This is a genomic window from Microbacterium sp. Root61 (assembly GCF_001427525.1).
In the GTDB taxonomy this organism is placed as follows: Bacteria; Actinomycetota; Actinomycetes; order Actinomycetales; family Microbacteriaceae; genus Microbacterium.
This window is the reverse complement of the sequence record NZ_LMGU01000001.1, coordinates 100,784-126,991: the sequence shown is the minus strand read 5'-3', so window position 1 is coordinate 126,991 and position 26,208 is coordinate 100,784. Positions and strand designations below refer to the sequence as shown.

At 68.7% G+C, this 26,208-nt stretch carries 25 protein-coding genes; 3 read left to right on the top strand and 22 right to left on the bottom strand.

The window, feature by feature from the left end; translation table 11 throughout:
• Positions 1-60 precede the first annotated feature (60 nt).
• Positions 61-3,531, bottom strand: coding sequence for a DNA polymerase III subunit alpha (gene dnaE / locus ASD65_RS00615; RefSeq protein ID WP_056224329.1), 3,471 nt, complete (start codon positions 3,529-3,531; stop codon positions 61-63).
• A gap of 219 nt (positions 3,532-3,750) precedes the next feature.
• Here dnaE and ASD65_RS00610 point away from each other — a divergent pair, with 219 nt between their 5' ends.
• Positions 3,751-4,245 carry an NUDIX hydrolase gene (locus ASD65_RS00610; protein WP_056217012.1) on the top strand — a complete coding sequence of 165 codons (495 nt, stop codon included), beginning with the start codon at positions 3,751-3,753 and terminating at the stop codon, positions 4,243-4,245.
• 64 nt (positions 4,246-4,309) lie between these two features.
• On the opposite strand, the gene ASD65_RS00605 is transcribed toward ASD65_RS00610, so the two are convergent.
• The 12 genes from ASD65_RS00605 to murC form a co-directional block, all read right to left on the bottom strand.
• A complete protein-coding gene (locus ASD65_RS00605) occupies positions 4,310-5,350 on the bottom strand; it encodes a hypothetical protein (protein WP_056217010.1) in 1,041 nt (346 codons plus the stop codon).
• Positions 5,325-5,930 (bottom strand): RNA polymerase sigma factor, encoded by a 606-nt coding sequence (locus ASD65_RS00600; protein ID WP_056217007.1) that lies wholly within the window; start codon positions 5,928-5,930, stop codon positions 5,325-5,327. The genes ASD65_RS00605 and ASD65_RS00600 overlap by 26 nt, the downstream gene beginning before the upstream one ends.
• A 186-nt stretch (positions 5,931-6,116) precedes the next feature.
• Entirely contained in the window at positions 6,117-6,689 is a 573-nt protein-coding gene (locus ASD65_RS00595; protein WP_056217006.1) for a GNAT family N-acetyltransferase, read from the bottom strand.
• 51 nt (positions 6,690-6,740) lie between these two features.
• Positions 6,741-7,661, bottom strand: coding sequence for an RluA family pseudouridine synthase (locus ASD65_RS00590; RefSeq protein WP_056217004.1), 921 nt, complete (start codon positions 7,659-7,661; stop codon positions 6,741-6,743).
• A gap of 1 nt (position 7,662) precedes the next feature.
• Entirely contained in the window at positions 7,663-8,385 is a 723-nt protein-coding gene (lspA, locus tag ASD65_RS00585) for a signal peptidase II (RefSeq protein ID WP_082561507.1), read from the bottom strand.
• Between the two features lie 9 nt (positions 8,386-8,394).
• Entirely contained in the window at positions 8,395-8,982 is a 588-nt protein-coding gene (locus ASD65_RS00580) for a DivIVA domain-containing protein (RefSeq protein ID WP_056217002.1), read from the bottom strand.
• A 97-nt stretch (positions 8,983-9,079) separates the two neighbouring features.
• A complete protein-coding gene (locus tag ASD65_RS00575) occupies positions 9,080-9,379 on the bottom strand; it encodes a YggT family protein (protein ID WP_056216999.1) in 300 nt (99 codons plus the stop codon).
• Positions 9,380-9,385: 6 nt separating this feature from the next.
• Positions 9,386-9,841, bottom strand: a complete 456-nt coding sequence (locus ASD65_RS00570; RefSeq protein WP_056216996.1) for a cell division protein SepF — start codon at positions 9,839-9,841, stop codon at positions 9,386-9,388.
• Positions 9,842-9,872: 31 nt separating this feature from the next.
• Positions 9,873-10,562: a YggS family pyridoxal phosphate-dependent enzyme gene (locus tag ASD65_RS00565; RefSeq protein WP_056216994.1), complete on the bottom strand. Its 690-nt coding sequence runs from the start codon at positions 10,560-10,562 to the stop codon at positions 9,873-9,875.
• A 10-nt stretch (positions 10,563-10,572) separates the two neighbouring features.
• A complete protein-coding gene (gene ftsZ / locus ASD65_RS00560; protein WP_056216992.1) occupies positions 10,573-11,721 on the bottom strand; it encodes a cell division protein FtsZ in 1,149 nt (382 codons plus the stop codon).
• 166 nt (positions 11,722-11,887) lie between these two features.
• A complete protein-coding gene (locus ASD65_RS00555) occupies positions 11,888-12,907 on the bottom strand; it encodes an FtsQ-type POTRA domain-containing protein (RefSeq protein WP_056216989.1) in 1,020 nt (339 codons plus the stop codon).
• A 6-nt stretch (positions 12,908-12,913) separates the two neighbouring features.
• On the bottom strand, positions 12,914-14,326 hold the full coding sequence (gene murC / locus ASD65_RS00550; protein WP_056216987.1) for a UDP-N-acetylmuramate--L-alanine ligase: 1,413 nt from the start codon (positions 14,324-14,326) through the stop codon (positions 12,914-12,916).
• 114 nt (positions 14,327-14,440) lie between these two features.
• Between murC and ASD65_RS00545 the strand changes: the two genes are divergently transcribed.
• Entirely contained in the window at positions 14,441-15,376 is a 936-nt protein-coding gene (locus ASD65_RS00545) for a hypothetical protein (protein WP_056216984.1), read from the top strand.
• Positions 15,373-15,750 carry a GntR family transcriptional regulator gene (locus tag ASD65_RS00540; protein ID WP_056216981.1) on the top strand — a complete coding sequence of 126 codons (378 nt, stop codon included), beginning with the start codon at positions 15,373-15,375 and terminating at the stop codon, positions 15,748-15,750. The genes ASD65_RS00545 and ASD65_RS00540 overlap by 4 nt, the downstream gene beginning before the upstream one ends.
• Here the strand turns inward: ASD65_RS00540 and ASD65_RS00535 are convergent, their stop codons facing one another.
• From ASD65_RS00535 to mraZ, 9 genes are all read right to left on the bottom strand, one after another.
• A complete protein-coding gene (locus tag ASD65_RS00535; protein ID WP_056216977.1) occupies positions 15,751-16,824 on the bottom strand; it encodes a UDP-N-acetylglucosamine--N-acetylmuramyl-(pentapeptide) pyrophosphoryl-undecaprenol N-acetylglucosamine transferase in 1,074 nt (357 codons plus the stop codon). It lies immediately after the preceding gene.
• A gap of 174 nt (positions 16,825-16,998) precedes the next feature.
• On the bottom strand, positions 16,999-18,231 hold the full coding sequence (gene ftsW / locus ASD65_RS00530) for a putative lipid II flippase FtsW (RefSeq protein WP_056216975.1): 1,233 nt from the start codon (positions 18,229-18,231) through the stop codon (positions 16,999-17,001).
• Positions 18,194-19,732, bottom strand: coding sequence for a UDP-N-acetylmuramoyl-L-alanine--D-glutamate ligase (gene murD, locus ASD65_RS00525; protein WP_200948608.1), 1,539 nt, complete (start codon positions 19,730-19,732; stop codon positions 18,194-18,196). The genes ftsW and murD overlap by 38 nt, the downstream gene beginning before the upstream one ends.
• Positions 19,729-20,823 (bottom strand): phospho-N-acetylmuramoyl-pentapeptide-transferase, encoded by a 1,095-nt coding sequence (gene mraY, locus ASD65_RS00520; protein WP_056216970.1) that lies wholly within the window; start codon positions 20,821-20,823, stop codon positions 19,729-19,731. Before mraY ends, murD begins: the two co-directional genes overlap by 4 nt.
• Positions 20,820-22,229 (bottom strand): UDP-N-acetylmuramoyl-tripeptide--D-alanyl-D-alanine ligase, encoded by a 1,410-nt coding sequence (locus ASD65_RS00515; RefSeq protein ID WP_056216967.1) that lies wholly within the window; start codon positions 22,227-22,229, stop codon positions 20,820-20,822. Before ASD65_RS00515 ends, mraY begins: the two co-directional genes overlap by 4 nt.
• 25 nt (positions 22,230-22,254) lie before the next feature.
• Complete coding sequence (locus tag ASD65_RS00510; protein ID WP_056216961.1) at positions 22,255-24,048, bottom strand: peptidoglycan D,D-transpeptidase FtsI family protein; 1,794 nt, start codon at positions 24,046-24,048, stop codon at positions 22,255-22,257.
• A gap of 4 nt (positions 24,049-24,052) precedes the next feature.
• On the bottom strand, positions 24,053-24,643 hold the full coding sequence (locus tag ASD65_RS00505; RefSeq protein WP_056216958.1) for a hypothetical protein: 591 nt from the start codon (positions 24,641-24,643) through the stop codon (positions 24,053-24,055).
• Positions 24,640-25,629, bottom strand: coding sequence for a 16S rRNA (cytosine(1402)-N(4))-methyltransferase RsmH (gene rsmH / locus ASD65_RS00500; protein WP_056216956.1), 990 nt, complete (start codon positions 25,627-25,629; stop codon positions 24,640-24,642). The genes ASD65_RS00505 and rsmH overlap by 4 nt, the downstream gene beginning before the upstream one ends.
• A 65-nt stretch (positions 25,630-25,694) precedes the next feature.
• Entirely contained in the window at positions 25,695-26,126 is a 432-nt protein-coding gene (gene mraZ, locus ASD65_RS00495; protein ID WP_056224325.1) for a division/cell wall cluster transcriptional repressor MraZ, read from the bottom strand.
• Positions 26,127-26,208 lie beyond the last annotated feature (82 nt).

Sequence of the window (26,208 nt, the reverse complement as noted above, 5' to 3'; positions counted from 1 at the left end):
CGCACGCACCGCCACGCACCGTCCGATACTACCCGCGGCGCCTATGAGCGCCAGGAGAACTCAACCCAGGCACTGCGGCCCGAGAAGTCCCTTCAATTCGCCGTAGAGATCGGCCGTGACCCGGACCGGATGCGGGACCTCGAACACCTTCGCCATCGACCCGGCATGCAGCTTCACGATGACCTCGGTGTCGCCCTGATGGCGACCCAACGTCTGGCGCAGCTCCTCGATGAGGTTCTCGCTGGCGCGCCGCTCCGGAATCACCAGGGTGAGCGGTCCGGACTCCTCGACCGCACCCAGATCGGGGGTGAACGCGGACTGGCCGTGCAGGTTCAGCCCGTCGTCGCGCCGCGACACCCGGCCGCGCACGACCATGATCGAGTCGGCGATCAGCATCGACTGGAACTCCGTGTAGGTCTTGCCCATGAACATGACCGTGACCTCACCGTTGAAGTCCTCGACGGTGATCATGCCGTACGGGTTGCCACTCTGCTTCGCGACGCGGTGCTGCACGCTCGTGACCAGCCCCGCGACCGTCACCTGGTCGCCGTCGTTGATGTCTTCGGAGGCGAGCAGGTCGTGGATGCTCGTGGACGCGTGCTTGGCCAGCGGGATCTCGAGGCCTGCCAGCGGGTGGTCGGACACGTACAGGCCCAGCATCTCGCGCTCGAACGCGAGCTTGTCCTTCTTGGTCCACTCCGGCCGTTCCGGCACCTTGGCCGGGGCGACTTCGTCCCCCTCGTCGTAGAGGCTGTCGAAGTCGAAGCCGATGGCGCCGGTGGCGGCCTTGCGCTTCACCTCGACCGCGGCCTCGGTGGCGTCCTCGTGGATCTCCATGAGCGCGCGCCGGGTGTCGCCGAGCGAGTCGAACGCGCCCGCCTTGATGAGCGATTCGACGGTGCGCTTGTTGGCGACGTGGATCGGCACCCGCCCGAGGAAATCGTGGAAGGAGGTGAACTGCTCCTCGACGCGGGACGCCACGATCGAGTCGACGACGTTGGCACCGACGTTGCGGACGGCGCCGAGACCGAAGCGGATGTCTTCCCCGACGGCGGCGAAGTACCGGATCGACGCGCCGACGTCCGGCGGGAGCACCTTGATGCCCATACGGCGGCACTCGTTGAGGTAGACCGCCATCTTGTCTTTGGAGTCGCCGACGCTGGTGAGCAGCGCGGCCATGTACTCGGCGGGATAGTGCGCCTTCAGGTATGCCGTCCAGTACGACACCAGACCGTAGGCGGCGGAGTGCGCCTTGTTGAACGCGTAGTCGGAGAACGGCAGGAGGATCTCCCACAGCATCTTGACGGCCTCATCGGAGTAGCCGTTCGCGTGCATGCCGGCTTCGAAGCCCTCGAACTGCTTGTCCAGCTCGGACTTCTTCTTCTTGCCCATCGCGCGGCGGAGGATGTCGGCCTGGCCGAGGCTGAAGCCGGCGACCTTCTGCGCGATGGCCATCACCTGCTCCTGGTAGATGATGAGGCCGTAGCTGGTGTCGAGGATCTCGGAGAGCGACTCCCGGAACTCCTCGTGGATCGGCGTGATGTCCTGCTGGCCGTTCTTGCGCAGCGCGTAGTTGATGTGCGAGTTCGCGCCCATCGGGCCCGGTCGGTACAGGGCGATGACGGCCGAGATGTCTTCGAAGTTGTCGGGCTTGAGCAGACGCAGGAGCGAGCGCATCGGCCCGCCGTCGAGCTGGAAGACGCCGAGTGTGTCGCCGCGGGACAGCAGCTCGTACGACTCCTTGTCGTCGAGCGTGAGATCTTCCAGGACCAGGTCGACGCCGCGGTTCGCCGTGATGTTGTCGAGGGCGTCGTTGATGATCGTGAGGTTGCGCAGCCCGAGGAAGTCCATCTTGATGAGCCCGAGGGACTCGCACGAGGGGTAGTCGAACTGCGTGACGATCTGGCCGTCCTGCTCCCGCTTCATGATCGGGATGATGTCGATCAGCGGGTCGCTGGACATGATGACGCCGGCGGCGTGCACGCCCCACTGGCGCTTCAGGTTCTCCAGGCCCACCGCGGTGTCGAAGACGGTCTTGGCCTCGGCATCCGTCTCGATCAGGAGACGGAATTCGGATGCTTCCTTGTAGCGCGGGTGGTCCTTGTTGAACATGCCCTCCAGCGGCATGTCCTTGCCCATCACGGCCGGAGGCATCGCCTTGGTCAGGCGCTCGCCCATGCTGAACGGGAAGCCGAGCACGCGACCGGCATCCTTCAGCGCCTGCTTGGCCTTGATGGTGCCGTACGTGACGATCTGCGCGACGCGCTCGTCGCCGTACTTCTCGGTGACGTACTGGATGACCTCGCCGCGACGACGGTCATCGAAGTCGACGTCGAAGTCGGGCATGGAGACGCGGTCGGGGTTGAGGAATCGCTCGAAGATGAGGCCGTGCTGCAGCGGGTCGAGGTCGGTGATGCCCATCGCGTACGCCGCCATCGAGCCGGCACCGGAACCACGGCCGGGGCCGACGCGGATGCCGTTCTTCTTGGCCCAGTTGATGAAGTCGGCGACGACGAGGAAGTAGCCCGGGAAGCCCATCTGCAGGATGACACCGGTTTCGTACTCGGCCTGCTTGCGGACGGCGTCCGGGATGCCGGCGGGGTACCGCACGTGCAGGCCCACCTCGACCTCCTTGACGAACCAGGAGTCCTCGGTCTCGCCGTCGGGCACCGGGAAGCGCGGCATGTAGTTCGCGCTGGTGTTGAACTCGACCTCGCACCGCTCGGCGATCAGCAGCGTGTTGTCGCAGGCCTCGGGGTGGTCGCGGAAGACCTGGCGCATCTCGGCCGGGGACTTGACGTAGTAGCCGTCGCCGTCGAACTTGAAGCGCTTCGGGTCGTCCAGGGTCGAGCCGGACTGCACGCAGAGCAGGGCCGCGTGACTGGTGGCGTCGTGCTGGTGCGTGTAGTGCAGGTCGTTCGTGCCGACCAGCGGGATGTCGAGGTCTTTCGAGATGCTCAGCAGGTCGGACATGACCCGGCGCTCGATCGAGAGCCCGTGGTCCATGATCTCGGCGAAGTAGTTCTCCTTGCCGAAGATGTCCTGGAACTCCGCCGCCGCGGCACGCGCGGCGTCGTACTGGCCGAGGCGGAGGCGGGTCTGCACCTCGCCGGAGGGGCATCCGGTCGTCGCGATGAGCCCCTTCGAGTACTTCTGCAGCAGCTCGCGGTCCATGCGGGGCTTGAAGTAGTAGCCCTCCATGCTCGCCAGGGACGAGAGCCGGAAGAGGTTGTGCATGCCCTCGGTCGACTGCGAGAGCAGGGTCATGTGCGTGTACGCACCGGAGCCCGACACGTCGTCGCTGTTCTGCTCCGGGGTGCCCCAGCGGACGCGCGCCTTGTCGCTGCGGTGCGTGCCCGGGGTGACGTACGCCTCGATGCCGATGATCGGCTTGATCCCGGCATCCTTCGCCGTCTTGTAGAACTCGTACGCCGCGAAGGTCTGTCCGTGGTCGGTGACGGCGATCGCCGGCATCCCCAGCCGCACGGCCTCCTGGATCATCGGGCCGATACGCGCAGCCCCGTCGAGCATCGAGTATTCGCTGTGCACGTGCAGATGAACGAAGGAGTCGGATGCCACGCATCGAGTCTACGTTTGAGGGCCGACATTCCGGCCCTCCGCGGGGGTCCGTCGGGCACAGCTGCGGGCTTCTCGCGCGACACGCCGGGGGAACGGATGCCCGCGCCCGGCGTGTCGCAGGAAAGCCCCGAAGCTGTACCCGGTGCCGACCGCATCCGTTAGCGTGACGGCATGCCCACGCCCGAGTTCGTCCTGGCCCTCCGCGAGAAGATCGGACACGCCCCGCTCCCCCTGATCGGCGTCACCGCGGTGGTGTTCCGCGACGAGAAGGTGCTCCTCGGGCGCCGCAGCGACAACGGCGAGTTCGCGCCCGTGTCCGGCATCCTGGAACCGGAAGAAGAGCCCGCGGATGCCGTCGCTCGCGAAGCCCTCGAGGAAGCGGGCGTCGTCGTCCGCGTCGATCGCCTGGCCTGGGTGCACCGACTCCCCCGCACCGTCTACGCGAACCTGGACGAGGTCGACTACCTCGACCTCGTGTTCCGCTGCACATGGGTATCGGGCGACCCGTATCCCGCCGACGGCGAGCTGGCCGAGGTCGGATGGTTCGGGCTGGAGGAGCTCGACGGCGTCGGGCCGGACCACCGGCGCCGCATCGCTCTCGCACTCGCCGAGGACGACCCCACGCGCTTCGAGGGCGGGCGCTGGACCTCGAGCCCGGCCGCGTGAGTCCGCCGGCGCGTCACGGGACTGCTCCGCCGCTCGGCACGGCGGAGCAGTCGCGGGCGGAGCCTCAGGGCACCGGGACCTGCACGGTGGAGGGGATCGAGTCGACGATCGAGACGACCACGCGACTGGACCAGAGGTCGTCGTCGAGGTTTCCCCGTCCAACCATGAGACCGGTCGCGGTGTCGACATCGACGGTGTTCATCCAGTCGCTCTCGCCCCCCTCGGGGAACGCGATCGTCGTGACGTCACCGTCCACCCCGACCACCCGGGCGCCGTCGGTCAGGGCGAGCGCTTGGAGCATGGCCGCACGGAGATCCGGTGGGGCGAGGTTGAACTCGTCCGGCTCTGTGAAGCGCGGCGGCGGACACGACTCCGTCTGGCTCCACTCGTACCCGTCCACCCACTTCGCGAGTGCCGCCGGATCGCGGGGCATCTCGTCGTAGTAGCACTGCAGCCCGTCCACATGGCGGGGGGCATACACGCCCCTCAGCGTGAGCTCAGGTTCGTTGAACATGCCGCCCGGGTACACCTCGACACTCAGCCCGGCAGCCGGGCCCGCGGTGAGCAGTGCCGGTCGCGCGGTCTCTGCCTGCGGCCCCGAGATGTCCAGAACCTGCAGCGACGAGTTGTAGTCCCGCACCCAGTCCCCCGAGCGATCCGCCGGGATGTAGAGCGCCCTCGTGAGGAGCACGGTCGCTTCCGTCGTCGATGACCGGCTGTCCCAGAAGCCGCCGTTCGGGTCGTCGTCGACGGCAGTCCAGCCCAGGCGGTACCTCGCGATCTCCTCGATGCGGATGTACTGCCCTGGGCCGGGCGTGATGGCGGTGGTGGTGAGCGTGGCCTCCGCGGCCCTGTTCAGCACCTCCGCCGCGGATGCCACGGGTGCGGCCGCCGGATTCACCACGACACCGACGACCACCGCGGCCGCCGCCAGCCCACCGATCACGGCCGAACCGCCGATCCAGCGTCGGCGATGCCCCGCGGGCGCCCGATTCTCCTCGCGTGCGATCTCGCGCAGCAGCGCCTGCCGTGCGGTGTTCAGTTCCCCGTCGCCGAGGGGCGCAGCATGTGCGCCGACCTCACGCGCTCGTTCCAAGATGTCCATCGAGTTCCTCCTTCGCGATCCACGTGAGCCGGGCAGACGAGTGCGAACCCGGGGGCGCGAGCTTCCGACGCACCCGATTGAGGCGCGACCGAACGGTGCCGACCGGAACCCCCATCGCGACGGCGACCTCCTCGTAGGTGAGGTCGCCCCAGGCATACAGCAGCAGCGTCTCGCGATCGCGCGCAGCCAGCGCTGCGATCCGCGGTGCCAACGCGCGGACGGCTGCCGAGGCATCCGCTCTCGCCCCGGCCGCATCGATCGCGCCATCGCTCACGTGATCACCCCGACCGGCGGATGCCTCGAACGACCGCCACTGCGTCGCCTCCTGTGCGTGGTGCTTCTTGATCACGCGGGAGGCGATTCCCAGGAGCCATGGCTTGGCCGACTCCCACGTCGCGTCGAAGTCGCGGCGGCGTCGGAAGGCGACCAACATGGTCTCGCTCAGAACGTCCTCGGCCGCGTGGGATCCGACCCGTCGCGCCGCGAACGCGCCGATCACTCGCGCGTGCCGCTCGAACAGCTCCGCGAACGCTGCGGGGCTCTCGATGGAACGGCGGATGATCTCTGCGTCTGTGCTCACAAGGGGTATTGCCGCATACGGCGGATTCGGTTCACGATCCATGTCGCCCCGAGCCTAGAGGCGGAGTGTGAGGGACCGCGGACGCTTCTGTGGAGCTCCCCGATGACAGGCCGAGACCGGATGCCGCGGGCCGGCGTGTCGCGTGCGGGCCCCGCCACGCGCGCAGCGAGTGCGGGCTACGGACCCTCAGCGCAGGTCGAGGCGCATCAGGACCCGCGGGAAGCCGCTCAGCACCGACGTCGTATCGGCCGCCTTGACGAAACCCGCCTTCTCGAACAGGGCCCGCGTGCCGACGTAGGCCATGGTCAGATCGATCCGCGCGCCGTCGTTGTCGATCGGGTACCCCTCGATCGCGGGCGCATCGTTCTCCCGTGCGAACTCGACGGCCCCGTCGAGGAGCGCGTGCATGACGCCCTTCTTGCGATGCCCCGGCCGCACACGGAAGCACCACGCCGACCACACGTCGAGATCGTCGATGTGCGGGATCTTCCGGAAGGTCGCGAAATGGGTGTCTCGGCGTGGATGAACACCCGCCCATCCGACCGGCACATCACCGTCGTACGCGAGCACGCCGGGCGCCAGCGGCTCGGCGAGCAGCTCCTTGACCCGTTCGCCCCGCGCCGGACCGCGCAGCGCGAGCGCTTCCTTCGACGGGATGCGGTAGCTCAGGCACCAGCACACCGTCGAGTTCTCCCCCTTGGGCCCGATCACCGCACGGGTGTCGTCGAACTCCCGCGCCGGACGCACGTCGATCGTCATGACGACACTGTGCCACCTGCATCCGACACCGTGAACGGGAACGGTGCACGGTCAGTCGCCGCGCAGCACCTCGAGCGCGTGCGCCAGGTCGGCCGGATAGTCCGAGGTGAAGGTGACCCATTCGCCGGTCTGCGGGTGCGTGAACGCCAGCTGGTGCGCGTGCAGCCACTGGCGGATGAGGCCGAGGCGTGCCGACATCGTCGGGTCCGCACCGTAGAGCGGGTCGCCGACACACGGATGCCGGTGCGCGGCCATGTGCACGCGGATCTGGTGCGTGCGGCCGGTCTCGAGATGGATCTCCAGCAGGGATGCCCCGGGGAACGCCTCGAGCGTCTCGTAGTGCGTGACGGAGTCCTTGCCGTCCGGCGTGACCGCGAACTTCCAGGAGTGCGTCGGGTGCCGCCCGATCGGCGCATCGATGGTGCCCGCGAGCGGGTCGGGGTGGCCCTGGACGACCGCGTGGTAGATCTTCTCGACCTCGCGCTCCTTGAAGGCGCGCTTGAGAGCCGTGTACGCGTGCTCGCTCTTCGCGACGACCATGAGCCCACTGGTGCCCACGTCGAGGCGGTGCACGACGCCCTGGCGCTCGGCCGCGCCGGTGGTCGCGACACGGATGCCGCCGGCCGCGAGTGCACCGAGGACCGTGGGGCCCTCCCACCCGACGCTGGGGTGGGCAGCCACGCCGGAGGGCTTGTCCACCACGACGATGTCGTCGTCCTGGTAGACGATCCCCAGGTCCGGCACGGCGATCGGCACGATCTCGGGACCGCGCTTGGGCACCCACGACACCTCGAGCCAGGACCCACCGTGCAGGCGGTCGGACCGCTCGAGCGTGCGACCGTCTACGGTCACACCGCCCGCATCGGCGACCTCCGCGGCGAAGGTGCGGGAGAAGCCGAGCATCTTCGCGAGTGCCGCATCCACCCGCACGCCTTCGAGCCCGTCGGGAACGGGCAGACTGCGACTCTCCACGTCAGTCCTTCGACGTGGGGTCGGTCGGCGGGGCGTCGGCGGGATCCACGGCGGCCGCAGCATCCGGTTCCGTCTCGACCGGTTCGGAGACCTCGGATGCCTCGGCGGGCACGCCGATCTCCGCATCGGCCGTCGGGAACAGGGCGTCGCGGTCATCTCCGACGCCCTCGATCGCGGGCGCGGCGACAGCGGCTTCGCCGGTATCCCCGCGCGGCTCGCGCGTGCCGTCGAAGCGCAGCCCCATGAACACGAGGATCGCGACCCCGATCATCATCGTCACGATGAAGATGTCGGCGACGTTGTAGATCGCGGGCATCATCCACGGCGTGCTGATGAAGTCGATGACGTGGCCGACGCCGAAGGACGGCTCGCGGAACAGCCGGTCGGTGAGGTTTCCCAGCACGCCGCCCAGCAGCAGTCCGAGCACGATCGCCCACACCCGGGAACGGATGCGGGTGAACATGAACCAGATGATCGTCAACGCGACCGCTGCCATGGCCAGCGTGAAGATCCAGGTGACGCTCTCGCCGAGCGAGAAGGCCGCACCCGAGTTGCGGATCAGGTAGAAGATCAGGAAGTCGCCCAGGATGTGGACGGGCTCCTCCGGCGGGAGGTTCTCGATCGCCAGGTACTTGGTGAACTGGTCGGCGGCCAGCACCAGCACCGCGAGAATCGCGATGATGGAGCCGGCCGCCGCCGTACGAAGGGGGGCTCGGTCTGTCAAAAGACCGGCCTAGAGACCGATGGCCGAAACCGGGGTCGCGCCGGAGGACGTCGTGGTCGACTCGAGGTCGCGGAGCTTGCCCTCCATCCAGCTGCGCAGCTGCGTGCGGTAGTCACGCTCGAACTGGCGGAGCTCGGTGATGCGGCTCTCGAGCGCGGCACGCTCCTTGTCGAGGCGCGCGATCTCGTCGCGGCCACGGGCCTCAGCCTCGGCGAGGATCGAGGCGGCCTGGGCCTGCGCGTCCGAGACCAGCTGGTCGCGCTGCGCGATGCCTTCGGCGACGTGCTCGTCGTGCAGGCGCTGGGCCAGCTCGATGATGCCGGCGCTGGCGGCGGCCGGTGCCGCACCGCTCTCGATCACGGGGGCGGCGGCGACGGGCGCGGGCACCTCGATGGGTGCGGCGGCCTCGACGGGCGCTGCCTCTCCGGACTCGAGCGCAGCCAGCTTGGCCTTCAGCTCATCGTTCTCGGCGATCGTCTTGCGCCACTCCACCACGATCTCGTCCAGGAAGTCGTCGACCTCATCCGGGTCGAAGCCTTCCTTGAATCGCACGTGCTGGAACTGCTTGGTGACGACGTCATCGGGGGTCAAAGCCATGGTGTTTCCTCTTTCGAGAGTTCAGGTCGCGGGCCGATGTCGGGGCCGGGCAGCCGTTGCCTGCCGACCGTACCAAGCCAGCATAGTCGCCGCAGATTCACCGTGCGAGAGAGCCGGTGACCCCTAGCAGCACGAAGCACAGCAACATCGTCACTGTGAAAGCGAAGTCGATCGAGACCGCGCCGATGCGCAACGGAGGGATGAATCGGCGGAACAGCTTGATCGGCGGGTCCGTCACCGTGTACACGAGTTCTGCTGCCACCAGGCCCGGACCCTTGGGCCGCCACTCGCGATTGAGTACCGGCATCCAATCCAGGATCAGGCGCGCCAGAAGTACGAGGACGTACATCAGCAGCAGGAAGTTCAGTATCGAGGCGATGAGGCCTACGAGGTCCACCGCGGGCTACGGGGCGAACGAGACCGAATCGGGGTCAGCCGGTGCGAGCGCACCTTCACCCGATACAGCGACATTCTCAGGCGAGAGCAGGAAGACCTTGCTCGTGACGCGCTCGATCCGCCCGTACAGCCCGAGCGACAGTCCGCTCGCGAAGTCGATGAGGCGGCGCGCATCGGCGTCGCTCATCTGCGACAGGTTGATGATGACCGGAATTCCCTCGCGGAAGTTCTCGGCGATCACCTGGGCGTCGCGATACTGCTTGGGGTGCACCGTGAGGATCTCACTGATCGCCGAGGGTGCCGGCTGACGCACGACGGTGGGGCGGTGAAGTGGAGTCACGGTAGCGGCCTTCTCGACTGTCTGCATCTTGCGACTCGTCGGCTGCGCAGCCGGCTCGTCGTAGACCTCTTCCTCGTCGGCGAGGCCCAAGTACACCATGGTCTTCTTGAGGGGGTTCGACATCGCATCCTCCGTTCGATCGTCTGTTTCGAGGTTAGTCGCGGGGCGGCCTGGGGCCGGTGATTGCCGACCCGATCCGCAGGTGTGTCGCGCCGACGGCGATCGCCTCGGCGAAGTCCGCGGTCATGCCCGCGGAGATCCAGTTCGCGTCCGGCACGACGGTGCGCACGCGGTCCGCGTAGCCGCGCAGCCGCTCGAAGGCGGCGGCGGGCGCCTCATCCAGCGGGGCGACCGCCATCACTCCGCGCACCCGCAGCGTGCGGCACGCGGCCGTGTGCGCGGCGAGCGATTCGAGTTCGTCGGGGGCGACTCCCCCGCGGCCAGGGTCGGTCGTCAGGTTCACCTGCAGCAGCACGTCGAGGGTCGCGGCATCCGCCTCTCCGGCCGTCTCGAACGCGTCCGCGATGCGCGGGCGATCGATCGAGTGCACGACGGATGCCGCCGCCCGGATCGCGCGGGCCTTGTTGGCCTGCGCCTGCCCGATGAAATGCCAGCGCAGTGCCCGATTCTCCGCGAAGACCGCTGCCTTCGCGGAGAGCTCCTGCTGCCGGTTCTCACCGACGTCGCGCACCCCGAGGTCGAAGAGGTCCTGCACCAGCGTGGCCGGATGGAACTTGGTCACGACGATGCGGGTGATCTCCGCGGCATCCCGACCCGCCGCACGGGCGGCGTCCGCGATGCGGGCATCGACGTCGGCGAGACGTGCGGCGAGGTCGGTGTCCACGCGGGACGCCCTACTTCAGGAAGTCGGGGATGTCGAGATCGTCGTCGCCGAAGGCCGAGTCGTAGCTCGAGTCGGGCACGACGGCGCCGACCGAGACCGACTCCTTCTCTTCGACGTCCAGCTCGCGCGCCGCGTCAACCGCCGGCGTTGCCGGGATGACCGGTGTCGCGACCGGGCGCGAGACCGTGACCGGGTCGAGCCGCAGCGAGGGACTGCCACCATCGAAGCCGGCCGCGATGACCGTGACGCGCACCTCATCGCCGAGCGTGTCGTCGATGACCGTACCGAAGATGATGTTCGCCTCGGGGTGGGCCGCTTCCTTGACGAGCTGCGCGGCGTCGTTGATCTCGAAGATGCCGAGGTTCGATCCGCCCTGGATCGACAGGAGCACGCCGTGCGCGCCCTCGATCGAGGCCTCGAGCAGCGGCGATTCGACGGCCAGCTCGGCGGCCTTGATCGCGCGGTCTGCACCGCGTGCCGAGCCGATGCCCATGAGCGCGGAACCCGCACCCTGCATGACCGACTTGACGTCGGCGAAGTCGAGGTTGATCAGACCCGGGGTCGTGATCAGGTCGGTGATGCCCTGGACACCAGCGAGGAGCACCTGGTCGGCCGTGGCGAACGCCTCGATCATCGAGATGCCGCGGTCGCTGATCTCGAGCAGGCGGTCGTTCGGCACCACGATGAGGGTGTCGACCTCTTCCTTGAGCTTCGCGACGCCGGCCTCGGCCTGGCTCTGGCGGCGACGTCCCTCGAAGGAGAACGGCTTGGTGACGACACCGATGGTCAGCGCGCCGATCGACTTCGCGATCTTGGCCACGACCGGAGCGCCACCGGTACCGGTTCCGCCACCCTCGCCCGCGGTCACGAAGACCATGTCGGCGCCTCGCAGCGCCTCCTCGATCTCTTCGGCGTGGTCCTCGGCGGCGCGACGGCCGACCTCGGGGTCTGCTCCGGCACCGAGTCCGCGAGTGAGCTCGCGTCCGACGTCGAGCTTGACGTCGGCGTCGCTCATCAGGAGCGCCTGCGCGTCGGTGTTGATCGCGATGAACTCGACACCACGAAGGCCGAGGTCGATCATGCGGTTGACGGCGTTCACGCCGCCGCCGCCGACGCCGACAACCTTGATGACCGCGAGGTAGTTCTGGTTCTGGCTCATGCCGGCCTCCGTGCCCTGGACCTGTCTAACCTTCAACCTCTAGTAGAGGTCTAAAGAAATGCTCGGTATGCAATTCCTGAATTGAAAGTATGCGGCGGTCGGCGCGCGGCGACGAAGGCGCACCGCGTGTCGCGACATCCCCTCGCGAATTGCCTCGTCAGAGGGCTCAGCGGACGACTATCGCCTTCGGAGAGGTCACGTCGTAGACGCTGACGGATGCCGGGGGCCGGGCCGCCATCATCTTCTCGAGCGCGACCGCCTTCTCCGCGGACTGGTCCGCACTGCCCCACACGATCTGCGCGTTGGCACCGCCGAGGGTGAGCGTGACGTCGTCGGGGGTCGTCGCCGAGACCTCGGTGACCTGCACCAGGATCGACTCTGGCAGCGCGCGCATGACCTTGCCGACCGAGGCGAAGGTCGGCGAGTCGACGCCGTCCGCGACGGTGATGATCGCGTGCCCGGCGGGCGGATCCGGCGTCGTGGAGAGCGCGACTCCTGCGGCATCGACGAGGGTGTAGCCGGCGCGGCCGGCGATGACGCCGATCGGGGTGCGCTCGACGATGCGCACGACCAGTTCATGCGGGGGTCGCGCTTCGAGCGAGTACGTCTCGACGAGCGGGAAGCCGACGAGGACGGCCTTGATCGCGCTCTCGTCCACCAGCGGCAGTGGGGTGCCGAGCTGGTCGGCGAGGGCTCCCTCGACGGCCGCAGTGTCGAGCTGGGCAGTACCCACGATCGTGATCTTCTCGACGGCGAACAGCGGGCTGTAGGCGGCGCCGAGCGTCGCGAGCACGAGAAGGACGAGGGATGCCGTGACGCCGATCCAGACCATCCGCCGGCGCCGCTGGCGCACGGTGAATCGCCGCACCTCGGCCCGCAGCGCCTTGCGCCGCGCCCGGGAGGCCCGCCACACGTCGCGCAGCCCGACCGGCTGGTCCGTGCTGCCGGTGCTGTTCGCGCCCACAGTGTCGGGGTCGCCGCTGCCGCCCGGCTCCATCCCCGGCAGCGGCGCCGGCGCGCCGAAGTGCTCCTCGCCCAGATCCCGCGAGATCGCAGAAGTTGCCGCTTCCGGCGCCGGTTCGCGTACCTTTTTGACGTCTCGCGTGGCTTCAGAAGCAGGAGCGGGAGCGGTGGATGCGGGCGACCGCGGCGCGGCGGCGGGCGGCAGCGCGGACGGCCGACGCACGCTCCGCTACTCCCCCGCGCTCGGGGCGACCGGCGCGGCCAGCGCGGCGAGCACCTGCGGGATGATCAGGTTCACGTTTCCGCAGCCCAGGGTGATGACGTAGTCCCCATCGCGGGCGACGGAGGCAGTGTAGTCCGCGGCCGCCTGCCAGTCGGCGACGAAGTGCACGTGCTCCGGATCGCCGAACGCCTCGCTGACGAGGGCGCCGGTGACGCCGGGAACCGGGTCCTCCCGCGCTCCGTAGACGTCGAGCACGACGGTGTGGTCGGCGTACTCCTCGAGCACGTCGGCGAACTCCTGGTACATCTGCTGCGTGCGCGAGTAGGTGTGCGGCTGGTGCAGGGCGATGATCCGCCCCTCGCCGACCACCGTGCGCGCCGCCGACAGCGCCGCGGCGACCTCGGTCGGGTGGTGCGCGTAGTCGTCGAACACGCTCACGCCGCGCTGCACGCCCTGCAGCTCGAACCGGCGCGCGGTCCCCTCGAAGCCCTCGACCGCGCGTGCGGCCGGCTCGAGGTCGTAACCGAGCGTCAGCAGCACAGCGACAGCACCGGCGGCGTTGATCGCGTTGTGCACGCCCGGCACCTTGAGCTGCACCCCGACGGATGCCTCGCCCCGCCGCAGCGTGAAGGCCACAGGTCCGTCGGTGCGGACGTCGACGACACGGAGGTCTGCGGCGTCCGCCTGCCCGAACGTGAGCACGTTGGCATGGGTGATCCGCTCGGCGACCCGCTGCGCGCCTTCGTCGTCGGACGAGATGACCACGGCCTCGCTCGCCTCGTTGGCGAAGCGGGCGAACGCGTCGACGAACGCGTCGTCGGTGCCGTAGTGGTCGAGGTGGTCGGGGTCGACGTTCGTGATGAGCGCGATCGAGGTGTCGTAGAGCAGGAACGTGCCGTCGGACTCGTCGGCCTCGATCACGAACAGCTCGTCGGCGCCGCTGCCGCTCGAGGCGCCCAGTCCCGCGATCACTCCGCCGTTGACGAAGTTCGGGTCGGCGCCGAGCTCGCGCAGGGCGGTCACGATCATGCCGGTCGACGTGGTCTTGCCGTGCGCCCCGGCGACCGAGACGAGGCGACGCCCGCCGATCAGCCAATGCAGCGCCTGCGAACGATGGATGACCGGCATCCCCCGTTCCTTCGCCAGGACGAACTCGGGGTTCTCCGGCCAGATCGCGCCGGTGTGGACCACCGTGTCGGCATCGCCGAGGTTCGCCGCGTCGTGCCCGACGTGCACCTGCGCGCCGAGCGCGGCGAGGTCCCGCAGCGCCGGGCTGTCCGCGCGGTCGGACCCCGAGACGCGGATCCCGCGCGCCAGGAACATCCGCGCGAGGCCAGACATGCCGGAGCCGCCGATGCCGATGAAGTGTGCGGCCTCGATGGACTCGGGGATGGGAAGGCTCAAATCGGGTCTGATCATGACCCTCCAATCCTAAGTTGGGCGACGGATGCCTCGGCTCAGGGCGCGCCCGGTCCAGCTGTGCGTTCCATGTTTGTGTTGACACATTGCTACAAAGCGCGTACAAAAGGAGCCATGCCTGGATCGTTCTACATGCCCATGGAGATCTTCAACGGCATCGCTCTGGCGCTGTACGCGCTCGTGCCGATCGCCTTCCTCTTCGTGACGGCTCGCCCGCAGTGGGGAGCCCGTCGCGTCGCGCAGATGTCGATGCGAGCTCGCCTTCCGGTCGGGTTCCCATCGACCGAACACAGCATCCGTGTCCGCACACGCGCCCTCACCCGGGCGAACATGTGGGGTCTCCTCGTCGCCATCGCGGTTGTGGGATCGATGTTCATCCTCACGCCGCTCGGCGCGAGCCCCTACTTCCTCTGGTTCTTCGCCATCGCGATCTTCTTCGGCGTCCTGACGATCTCGGCCGCGGTCGTGACCACGCGCGAGCGACTGTTCTCCCCTGCGCCGGCAGCGCCCCGCGTCGCGCGTGTGCAGTCGCTCTCGATCGGCGACTACATCGGCCAGTGGCGCGTGTGGACCCCGACGGCCCTCCTCGCGGCGGCCGGTCTGCTCATCGTCGCTGTCGTCGCCACGGTCGCGGTCGGAGCCGTCGCCCCCGACCAGCTCGCGTGGGTCGGCGCGACCGCGGCGCTCGCCGTGGCGGCCGTCCTCACCGGGCGCGCAGCGGAGCGGCGAGTGCTGAGCCAGCCGCAGCCCGCGTCGGACACGGTCGAACTCGCATGGGACGATCTGTTCCGCAAGGATGCCCTCTCGACACTTCGCATGGGTGCCGCCATGGCCGCGTGGCTGCCGTTCGGCCTGTGCGTTGCGATCCTCCTCCGGGCTGGGCTTCCTTTCGCCTCCTCGGGGTGGGAGGCGACGCTCGGGCTGTTCCCCTGGTGGGGCATCCCCGTCCTGCAGGTGGTCTACCTCCTCGGTCAGGGACAACTGCCCGCCGCCCTCTACCCCGAGTTCCTGAGGGCTCCGGCTCTCGCCCCCGAAGGAGAGCCCGCATGATCGTCATCGACCCGTCGTCCCCGGTGCCGCCGTTCGAGCAGCTCCGCGCGCAGCTCGTGGATGCCGTCGCCACCGGCGAGCTCGTCGCGGGCGAGCGTCTCCCGACCGTGCGGCGCCTCGCCGAAGACCTGGGCCTCGCGCCCGGCACGGTCGCTCGCGCATACCGCGAGCTCGAGGCATCCGGATTCATCGAAACCCGTGGACGCAACGGCACCTTCGTCTCGCCGCAGGGCGATGCAGCGATGCAGCAGGCGCAGCGGGCCGCTTCGGTATTCGCGGAGCAGATCCGCACCCTGCGCCTGGATGCGGATCAGGCGATCGCCCTCGTGACTGCAGCTCTCCGGGCACCCGGCGAGGCGACGCTCACCAGCTGATCAGCGGGCGAGAGCCTCGTCGATCATCGCGATGACGTTCTCGGTGCCGGTGCGTGTGCCGACGGATGCCGCGGCATCCGCCATCTGCGCGATTCTGGTCTGATCGCCCAGCAGCGGGACGACCTCGGTACGCACCCGGTCGGCGGTGAACTCACCGTCCGGGATCAGCACGGCGGCCCCGGCGCGTACGGCGGATGCCGCGTTGAGCGCCTGCTCACCGTTTCCGACCGCGTACGGGACGTAGACCGCCGGGATGCCGAGGGCGCTGACCTCGCTGACGGTGGCGGCTCCGGCACGGGAGACGATGAGGTCGGCGAGGGAGAACGCGAGGTCCATCCGGTCGACGTATCGGCGCAGCGAGTAGCCCGGGACCTCGGGATCGGCGAGTTCGGACCGCTCCCCCGTCACATGGATCAGCTGCCAGCCCGCGTCGAGCACGTCGCGCCACGAGCCGCCGAAGGCCTCATTCAGGCGCTGCGCGCCGAGCGAGCCGCCGAAGACGAGGAGCGTCGGGCGTGCGGCATCCAGTCCGAAGTACTCCGCCGCCTCGGCACGGGTCGCGTCGCGATCGAGGTCCACGATCTCGCGCCGCAGCGGCATCCCGACGATGCGGCTGCCCTTCAGCGGCGTGCCCTCGAAGGCGACCCCGATGCCGGCAGCGCGGCGGGCGCCCAGCACGTTGGCCAAGCCGGGCTTCGCGTTGGCCTCGTGCACGACGAACGGCACGCCCTCGCGGCGGGCGGCGACGTACGCCGGTGCGGAGGCGTAGCCGCCGAATCCGACGACGACATCGACCTTGTGCTCGCGGATGTGCGCGCGCACCTGAGCGATCGCGCGGCGGAAACGACCGGGGAAGGACAGCGCGGCGGAGTTCGGGCGCCGCGGGAAAGGCACCTTGTCGACGATCAGGAGCTCGTAGCCGCGGAGCGGAACCAGCCGCGCCTCGAGTCCTTCACGGGTGCCCAGCACGAGCACGGTGGCCGCGGCATCCCGCGCGCGGAGTCCATCAGCGACGGCCAGCAGGGGGTTCACATGCCCGGCGGTACCGCCGCCGGCGAGGAGGTAGGTCGTCACCTGGAGATTCTTCCACGCCCGCCTGTGGGTCTCTCACACGCACACCAGCACCCCGGCCACCAGCGCACCACGTGCGCCCAGGACCGCGAGCTCACAAAAAGGGGCCGCTCGAGCCACCTAGAGCGCGCACTTTCTGCGAGCTCGCGAGGATGGGGGGCGGCGGATGCCGCGGGCTCAGCGGGCGGCGGGCACCGGGGTGCGGGCGGGACGCCGTGGAGGCGCATCCGTCCGTTTCACCGGCAGGGAGCGCGCGAATGACAGCAGCACGCCCGAGGCGACGAGGGCGGACAACAGCGACGTGCCGCCCTGCGACATGAACGGGAGCGGCACGCCGAGCACCGGGAAGAGCCGGAGCACGACGCCGATGTTGATGAGCGCCTGACCAACGATCCAGACCGTGATGCCACCGGACACGATGCGCACGAACGGGTCGTTCGTCTTGCGGATGACGTGGAACGCGCCGACCGCGAACAGGGCGAACAGGGCCAGCACCACGGCGCAGCCGATGAGGCCCAGCTCCTCGCCGACGATGGCGAAGATGTAGTCGTTCGCGGCGGCGGGCAGCCAGTCGTACTTCTCCTTGGAGTTACCGAGGCCCAAGCCGAAGATGCCGCCACCGGCGAGCCCCCAGATGCCGTGCAGCGGCTGGTAGCAGTCGCCGTAGTAGTCGGCGAGGCAATCGGTGTTCAAGAAGCTCATGATGCGGCGCATACGGTCGGGACTGGCGACGGCGAAGAACGTCACAACTGCGACGGCGGCGACGAGCGGCAGGAGGAAGATCCGCAGCTTGACGCCGGAGAAGAACAGCGCGCCGAGCATGATCAGCACGAGGATCATCGCTGTGCCGAGGTCACGGCCACCGAGCACTGTCGCGATCACCAGTGCGGAAACGGGCACGAGCGGGATGAACACGTGCCGCCAGAGACCGAGCAAGGTCTGCTTGCGGTACAGCACGTATCCGATCCACAGAGCGAGCGTCAGCTTGAGGAACTCGGCGGGCTGCATCTGGAACCCGAGGATCTGGATCCAGTTGTTGTTTCCGTTGGCATGGACGCCGATTCCGGGCACGAACACGAGCAGCTGGAAGAACGTCGCGAGAATCAGCGCGGGCCAGGCCGCCTTCTTCCAGAAGGAGATCGGCAGACGGCTGGCGACGAACATCAACGGGATGCCGATCACCGCGAACACGCCCTGCTTGATGACCGTTTCATACGGCGACTGCCCCGCCGACGTCGCCGACAGCACCATGACCAGGCCGAAGCCGGTCAGCAGCAGCGCTGTCGAGGCGATCAGGAGGAACTCGCTCGGCACCGGCGCGAACACGCGGCCGAGCGAGACCCGGGCGGAGAGCCCGCGCTTGGGCGAAGCGTCAGGCGCCGGTACGGGGGGCGTCCGTGTCGTTGCCATCGGTCCCCCTTCCGATCCATTCCTGCACTGCGGCGGCGAACTTCCGGCCCCGATCGCCGTAGGAGTCGAACTGATCGAAGGATGCCGCGGCGGGGGCGAGCAGAACCACGTCCCCGTCACGGGCGACCTCGGCAGCCAACTCGACGACCCGCGCCATGACCTCTCCAGTCTCAGCGTGGTCGACCTCGAACAGGGGCACCTCGGGCGCGTGTCGTGCGAACGCCGCCCGAATCGGCTCCCGGTCCACGCCGATCACGATCACGGCCTTGACCCGGCTCCCCCGGCCCGCGACGAGATCGGTGATGTCGACGCCCTTCAGCAGGCCACCCACGACCCAGACGGCGCCGGGGTAAGCGGACAGCGACGAGTCGGCCGCGTGCGGGTTGGTGGCCTTGGAGTCATCGACCCAGGTCACCCCGGCGGCGACTCCGACGACCTCGATGCGGTGCGGGTCGAGGCGGAACTCGCGCAGGGCGTCGCGGATCGCGATCGGCTCCACACCGAGCGAACGCGCCAACGCGCCGGCGGCGAGGATGTTCGCGACGATGTGCGGCGCGGCCAGGCCGTGCGCCGCAAGATCTTGCAGCGTGGTCAGCTCGAGCGCGCTCTTGTGGCGGTCCTCGAGGAACGCGCGGTCGATCAGCAGTCCGTCGACGATGCCGAGGTCGCTCGGCCCCGGCGTGCCCAGGTCGAATCCGATGGCGCGGGCGCCGTCGACGACCTCGGCCTCCTCGACCATGCGCAGCGTCGCGACATCCGCTTTGTTGTACACGCAGGCGACCCGCGTGTGGGCGTAGACGGTCGCCTTCGCGTCGCGGTACCCCTCGAACGAGCCGTGCCACTCGAGGTGGTCGTCGGCGAGGTTCAGGCACACGCTCGCGTGCGGTGAGAGGGGTTCGGGGCCGGTCTGCAGCGACAGATACCAGAGCTGGTGGCTGGAAAGCTCGACCACGAACACGTCGAAGCCGGACGGATCGCGCACGGCGTCCAGCACCGGCACGCCGATGTTGCCGCACGGCACCGCGCGCAGTCCGCCCGCGACCATCATCGTCGCGGCCAGCCGCGTGGTGGTGGTCTTGCCGTTCGTGCCGGTGATGAGCACCCAGTCCGCCGGCGCGCCGTCGGCGCGCACGACCTTGTCGCGCACCCGCCACGCGAGCTCGATGTCGCCCCACAGGGCGATGTCGGACTCCCGGGTCCAGGAGACGATCGGATGCCGCGGCGCGAATCCCGGCGAGGCCACGACGACCTCGGGGTCGAACGCGCGCAGCTCTTCGGGCACGGAGTCCAGGCTGCCGGTCCACAGGCGCACGCCGATCACAGGCAGCAGTCGTGCGTACTCCTCGTCGGCGCCCTCGGTCACGACCAGGACGTCGGCGCCGAGTTCGGCGAGCGTGTCGGCGACGGAGAACCCCGTCACCGACAGGCCCAGCACCGCGACCCGAAGGCCGGTCCAGTCGGCGTACCAGCTCGTCAACTCGTCGAGGCGAGCAGCGGTCATGTCTGTGAGAGCCATTCCACGTAGAAGAATCCGATGCCCGACACGGCGAGCAGGCCGGCGATGATCCACATCCGCACGACGATCGTGATCTCCGACCAGCCGCGCATCTCGAGATGGTGGTGGAACGGACTCATCAGGAACAATCGCTTGCCGCGGGTGATCTTGAAGTACAGCCGCTGCAGGATGACGGATCCGGGGCCGATGACGTAGACGCCGGCGACCAGAACGGCCAGGATCTCGGTGCGGGTGAGGATCGCCATGGCCGCGATGACGCCGCCGATCGCCATCGAGCCGACATCGCCCATGAAGATCTTCGCCTTCGGCGCGTTCCACCACAGGAACCCGACCAGGGCGCCGACGAAGGATGCCGAGACGATCGCGAGGTCGAATGGATCCCGCGTGGGATAGCAGCCGGGCAGGGCGTCGGCGCCGCAGACCTGGTTGAACTGCCAGAAGGCGATGAGGCTGTAGGCGCCGGTCACGAAGATGCCCGCGCCCGCCGCGAGACCGTCGAGGCCGTCGGTGACGTTCGTGCTGTTGGAGAACGCGACGCCGATGAAGGAGACCCACGCGAGGTAGACGATCCAGCCGAGGATCGGGCCGAGCGCCAGGAAGTACAGCCACGGCACGTCGCGGAACACCGAGACATACGGCGACGCGGGCGTCTGGCCCAGCGCGTCCGGGAAGTTGAGGGCGACCACCGCGAACGGCACGGTCACCATGATCTGACCGGCGACCTTGCGCCATCCGCTCAGCCCGAGGCTGCGCTGACTGCGCACCTTCATGTAGTCGTCGATGAACCCGACGACGCCGAAGCCGACCATCATCCACACGACGAGCCAGCCCGAGATCGTCGGCGGGTTGTTGCCGGTGTAGCTGCCGACCAGATAGCCGATGATCGTGCCGACGATGAAGATCGTCCCGCCCATGGTGGGCGTGCCGCGCTTCGCACTGTGCGAGGGGTTGCGGATGTCTTCCGGCGTACGGATGACCTGACCCCAGCCCCACTGGCGGAACAGACGCACGAACACGGGCGTCAAGAACAGCGTGAAGGCCAAAGAGATCGCCGCTGCAGTAAGGAGGGATCTCACGAGAACGATTCTCCCAGACGATCGCCCAGGAAACGCAGACCCGCCGAGTTCGAGGACTTCACGAGCACGCGATCTCCGTCACGGAGCTCGCCCATCAGGTAGTCGTAGGCCTCATCCGCGGTCGCGAAGAAGACGGCCTCGCTGTCCCACGAGCCCTGGGCGATCGCCTCGAGGAACATCCGGCGCGCGTCATCGCCGACGACGACGATGCGCTGGATGCCGAGACGCACCGCGAGCAGGCCGACACGGTCGTGCTCTTCCGCGGCGTACTCGCCGAGTTCGCTCATCGGGCCGAGGACGGCGACGCGCCGCTCCCCCGGGCCGGTGATCTGAGCGAGGGTGCGCAGTGCGGCCGCCATCGAGTCGGGGCTGGCGTTGTAGGCGTCGTTGATGATGCGCACACGGTCGGAGCCCATCGGCTGCATCCGCCAGCGTTCGGCGATCTCGACGGTCTCGAGACGTTCGATGCAGTCCGCAAGTGAGACGCCCAGCGCGGTCGCCGTGGCGATCGCCGCGAGGGCGTTGGTCACGTGGTGCTCGCCGAGGACGCGCAGCCGCAGCGGCAGGCTCTGCCCGCCGGCCGTGATGGTGCAGTTCGTGCCGGCCGCCGTGACCTCGACGTCGCCGGCCGTGACATCGGCGGTGCCCCGCCCGAACCAGCGCACGGCCATGCCGCGGTCTGTCGCGATGTCCGCCATGGCGGCGACGCGGGGGTCGTCGGCGTTGAGCACGGCGAGACCGTCGGGACGGGCGGCGTGGATGAGCTCCGCCTTCGCCGCGAACGTCGCCTCGATGCCGCCGAAGCCGCCGGCGTGCGCCATCCCGATCATGAGTTCGACGGCGATGTCGGGCTCGACGAGTCCGGCCAGCCGCGCGATCTCCCCGGGGGCACTCGCGCCGAACTCGCTCACCAGGAAGCGCGTGTCGTGCGTGACCCGCAGCATGGTCAGCGGCGCGCCGACCTCGTTGTTGAACGACGCCCGGGGCGACACGGTCTCACCCTCGGACTCGAGGATGCGCGCGAGGAGGTTCTTGGTCGTCGTCTTGCCGTTGGAGCCGGTGATCCCGACGACCTGCAGCGCACCGTTCGCGCGGACGCGGGCCACCACGTCGCGTGCCAGGTCGGCGAGGGCGCGGACGGCGTCCGCCACGACGATCTGAGATACGGATGCCTCGACCGGGCGTTCGACGATGGCGAGTACCGCGCCGGCTTGCGCGACGGCGTCGACGAACAGGTGTCCGTCGGTGGTCTCGCCGGGCTTGGCGACGAAGATGTCGCCCGGTCCGATGAGGCGGGAGTCGGTGTCGACCGTGCCCGACACGACGGTGTCGGGCGTGTCGTCGCCGGCGAGGCGAAGGTCGCCGCGCACGGCGCTGGCGATCTGGGAAAGAGTGAGGGCGATCATGGTTCTCCGGCCGGGTCTGCCAGGCTCACCCGAACTTGGGGAGCAGCGTTGCCTGCGACGTGGAGGGCATGACGCGGTAGGTCTTGAGGACCTGCGTCATCGCCTTCTGGAACGCCGGCGCGTTGGCCGCAGACGACCTTACCGCAGTGGGTTCGTCGAACGTGACGGCGACGACGTACTGCGGGTCGTCGGCCGGCGCGAACCCGATCATGGTCGTGAAGTAGAGCCCCTGCTTGTAGCCGCCGTTGCCGTCGGTCTTCTCACCGGTGCCCGTCTTGACCGCGAGGCGGTACCCCGGGATCTCGATCTGCTTGCTGTAGTTGGCCTGCAGCGCGACGTTCTCGAGCAGCTGACGCACCTGGGCGGAGGACTCGGGGCTGATCACCTGCGTCGGCTCGGGCAGCTCCGGCTCGACGACGGTGCCGTCCGCCTTCGTGCATGATTCGACGAGGGACAGCGGCATCCGTGTGCCGCCATTCGCGATCGCCGAGTACGCACCGACGAGTTCAGGGACCGTGGTCGTGAGTCCCTGTCCGAACGACGTGTTGTACATCGTCTGGTTGTCCCACTGCGTGGCCGGTCGCAGGTCGCCGCGGAGCTCACCGACGAAGTCGATCGCGCTGCCCTGCCCGATGCCGAACTTCTGGAAGTAGTCGAACCGGGTCTCCTTGTTGACCCTCTCGCTGAACTTCGAGATGCCGGCGTTCGACGAGTCGATGAGCACTCCGGCGAGCGTGTAGTCGTAGGCGGGGTGCACGAAGGCGTCCCGCACGCGCGCTCCGTTCGCGAACGTCTCCTGGCTGGATGCCACGACCGTGGAAGTAGGACTCTGGCCGCCCGCATCGATGACGGTTGCCGCGGTGAGCGCCTTGAACGTCGAGCCCGGCTCGAACGTGCCCGTGAAGATCGAGCTGTTGCGATCCTCGACGGTGGAGGCGTCGACGTTGTTCGGGTCGACGGTCGGCCACTCCGCCGCAGCGCGGATCTTCCCGGTCTTGACCTCTTCGACAGTGATCGTGACCCGCTTGGCACCCATGTTCTGGCCCTGCTCGGCCGCGAGCTGCTGCAGGTACCACTGCAGGTCGCGATTGATCGTCAGCTGCAGGGTGCCGCCGTCGACCGCGGGCTTGGACACCTCAGTACCCGGGATCGTCACTCCGTACTTGCCCTTTTCGAAGGTGAGCGACCCGTTCGTGCTTGCGAGGCAGGAGTTCTGGCTCATCTCGAGACCCGCGAGCGGGTCGCCGTCCACCCCCATGAAGCCGACGATGTTGCCGGCGACGGCTCCATCCGGATACGTACGGGCGGGACGCTGCGGGCAGGACATGTAGGACGTGTAGGGGGCGCCGAGCGCCATGAGGTCGCGGTACTGCTCCGTGCTCAGGCCTCGCTTCAGCACGGCGTACTGCGTCGACGGATCGTTCGCGATCGCGTCGGCGACGATCTTCTGCACGTCTTCTGCGGTCTGACCGGTGATCGTCGCGATCTTGCCGGATGCCACGCTCCACGGGTCGTCCTTGGACTTCTTCTCGGCGACGAGCTCGTCGATCTGCGTGATCAGCAGCGGGTCCAATTGACAGTCGTATTCCAGCACGCTGCCGGCGAGGGTTTGACCGTTCTCGTCCGTGATCGATCCGCGCGAGCCATAGAGGGTGCGGGACGCGCCGAGGCTGTACGACGACGCCTGGTCGTTGTACTCCTCGGCGCTGACGACCTGTATGTCGACCAGTCGGACGATGAAGCCGGCGAGTACCGCCAGCACGACGGCCAGGGCGACGACCGTGCGGCGGCGCGGGCTGCGCGTTGCTCTGGTGGTCATGGCCTCAGTGTGTGCTCGGGGTCGGTAGACCGTCGGTGAGGGGCGGCGGCGTGTTGACCGCTTCGCCCGGGGGCGCATCCTCCGCGACCACGGGCGCGCCCTCGATTGTCGCGCCCGGCGCGGTCACGAGCGGCGTGTCGGTGATGAGGGCGTTGGGGACGGATCCTCGGCCGATCGCATCGATCGAGGAGGCGCCGAGTGCCGCCTGGCCCGTGCCGAGGATCGCCCCGTCACTGAGTCGCAGATAGCTCGGCGACTCGTTGATGACCATGCCGAGGGCCGCGGCGTTGGCGGCCAGGTACTGCGGCGAGCTGAGCCCTGCGACGTCGTCGTAGAGGATCTGCTTCTTCCACGTCAGCTCGCGCTGCTGCGCGGCGAGAGTCGCCAGTTCGTACGATCCCTGAGTCGTGAGGATCGACAGTCCCATCTGGGTGCCGCCGATCAGCAACGCGCCGGCCAGGGCGATGATGCCGTAGGCGAGCCGCGGGCGACGGCGGCGGGCCGTGCCCTCCAGCGCGCGCAGACGGCGGGCCGGGGCATCCTGTGGTCCGCGAAGGGGTGCGACGGTGGTCAGCGGACGCGCTGCGGTGCTCACACGTCCTCCCTCAGTCGTTCAGCGGCGCGCAGCCGCACGGGGGTGGCACGCGGGTTGCGGGCGATCTCTTCGGGGGAAGCGAGTTCGGCACCCTTGACCAGGAGCCGGAAGCGCGGCGCGTGCTCGGGCAGTTCGACCGGGAGTCCCGCGGGGGCGGTCGAGGCGGTCACGCGTGCGAATTCGCGCTTGACGAGGCGGTCCTCGAGCGACTGGTAGGACATGACGACGATGCGTCCACCGACCCGCAGCTGCGAGAGCGCGGCCGGGATGGTGTGCTCCAGCACCGACAGCTCTCGATTGACCTCGATGCGCAGCGCCTGGAAGACGCGCTTGGCGGGATGCCCCGCCTGCTTGAGTGCGGCGGGCGTCGCCGCCTGCAGGATGTCGACGAGTCGTCCGGATCGGTCGATCGGCGCTTCGTTGCGCGCGGCGATGATCGCGCGGGCGTAGCGGCCGGCGAGCTTCTCCTCGCCGTAGCGCTCGAAGATGCGGCGCAGATCTCCCTCACCGTAGGTGGCGAGGATGTCGGCGGCGGTCGTACCCGTGCTCTGGTCCATCCGCATGTCCAGCGGCGCGTCCTGCGCATAGGCGAACCCGCGGTCGGCGACATCGAGCTGCAGCGAGGAGACGCCGAGATCGAACAGGATGCCGTCCACCGCGGTGAACCCGGCGTCGACGACGGCCTCGGCGATGCCGTCGTACACGGTGTGCACGAGGTGCACCCGGTCGCCGAAGCGGGAGAGCCGCTCCCCTGCGATGCGGAGGGCGTCGAGGTCCCGGTCGAGGCCGATCAGCTGGAGTCCGGGGAAGCGTTCCAGGAACGCCTCGGAGTGGCCGCCCATGCCGAGCGTGCCGTCGACGAAGACGGCGCCGTCGGCGGCGAGGGCAGGGGCGAGCAGCTCGACGCAGCGCTCGAGCAGAACGGGAGTGTGAATGTCGCGGGGTTCCATGATGTTGGGGCGGATCTCCTCGACCCTGATCTCCATCCGCTCCGACCAGACACCGGGGAAGTGTGTCAGGGCGCGAGCGGCGGGAGATCACGATCGAGGAGTCAGAACAAGCCCGGGATCACCTCCTGCTCCATCTCGGAATAGCTGTCTTCGTTTCCTTCGGCGTATGCGTTCCACGCATCCGCATTCCAGATTTCGGCATGGGCGCCGACGCCGGTCACGACCAGATCGCGACCCAGATCCGCGTACGTGCGCAGCGCGGGAGGGATCGTGATGCGGTTCTGGCTGTCGGGCTTCTCGGCGCTGGCGCCGGAGAGGAACATGCGCAGGAAGTCGCGGGCCTGCTTGTTGGAGAGCGGCGCCTCGCGAATCCGTTCGTGTACCCGCTCGAATTCCTCCGTGCTGAACACGTAGAGGCAACGCTCTTGACCACGGGTGACGACGATGCCGGCACCGAGGTCATCACGGAACTTTGCCGGGAGGATGACGCGGCCTTTGTCGTCGAGCTTGGGAGTGTGCGTGCCCAATAGCAATGCCACCACCCCCTCCGCCGGCCCCCCGGGTTTGTGTCCGCCACTTTACTCCACTTCCCTCCACTTTGCTATCACTTCACTC

Coding starts and splice junctions, on each gene's coding strand:
- dnaE (WP_056224329.1), bottom strand. CDS start 3,531: ATGCTCGACGGGGCTGCGCGTATCGGCCCGATGATCCAGGAGGCCGTG.
- ASD65_RS00610 (WP_056217012.1), top strand. CDS start 3,751: ATGCCCACGCCCGAGTTCGTCCTGGCCCTCCGCGAGAAGATCGGACAC.
- ASD65_RS00605 (WP_056217010.1), bottom strand. CDS start 5,350: ATGGACATCTTGGAACGAGCGCGTGAGGTCGGCGCACATGCTGCGCCC.
- ASD65_RS00595 (WP_056217006.1), bottom strand. CDS start 6,689: ATGACGATCGACGTGCGTCCGGCGCGGGAGTTCGACGACACCCGTGCG.
- ASD65_RS00580 (WP_056217002.1), bottom strand. CDS start 8,982: ATGGCTTTGACCCCCGATGACGTCGTCACCAAGCAGTTCCAGCACGTG.
- ASD65_RS00570 (WP_056216996.1), bottom strand. CDS start 9,841: ATGTCGAACCCCCTCAAGAAGACCATGGTGTACTTGGGCCTCGCCGAC.
- ftsZ (WP_056216992.1), bottom strand. CDS start 11,721: ATGAGCCAGAACCAGAACTACCTCGCGGTCATCAAGGTTGTCGGCGTC.
- murC (WP_056216987.1), bottom strand. CDS start 14,326: ATGATCAGACCCGATTTGAGCCTTCCCATCCCCGAGTCCATCGAGGCC.
- ASD65_RS00545 (WP_056216984.1), top strand. CDS start 14,441: ATGCCTGGATCGTTCTACATGCCCATGGAGATCTTCAACGGCATCGCT.
- ASD65_RS00540 (WP_056216981.1), top strand. CDS start 15,373: ATGATCGTCATCGACCCGTCGTCCCCGGTGCCGCCGTTCGAGCAGCTC.
- ftsW (WP_056216975.1), bottom strand. CDS start 18,231: ATGGCAACGACACGGACGCCCCCCGTACCGGCGCCTGACGCTTCGCCC.
- murD (WP_200948608.1), bottom strand. CDS start 19,732: ATGACCGCTGCTCGCCTCGACGAGTTGACGAGCTGGTACGCCGACTGG.
- ASD65_RS00515 (WP_056216967.1), bottom strand. CDS start 22,229: ATGATCGCCCTCACTCTTTCCCAGATCGCCAGCGCCGTGCGCGGCGAC.
- ASD65_RS00510 (WP_056216961.1), bottom strand. CDS start 24,048: ATGACCACCAGAGCAACGCGCAGCCCGCGCCGCCGCACGGTCGTCGCC.
- rsmH (WP_056216956.1), bottom strand. CDS start 25,629: ATGGAGATCAGGGTCGAGGAGATCCGCCCCAACATCATGGAACCCCGC.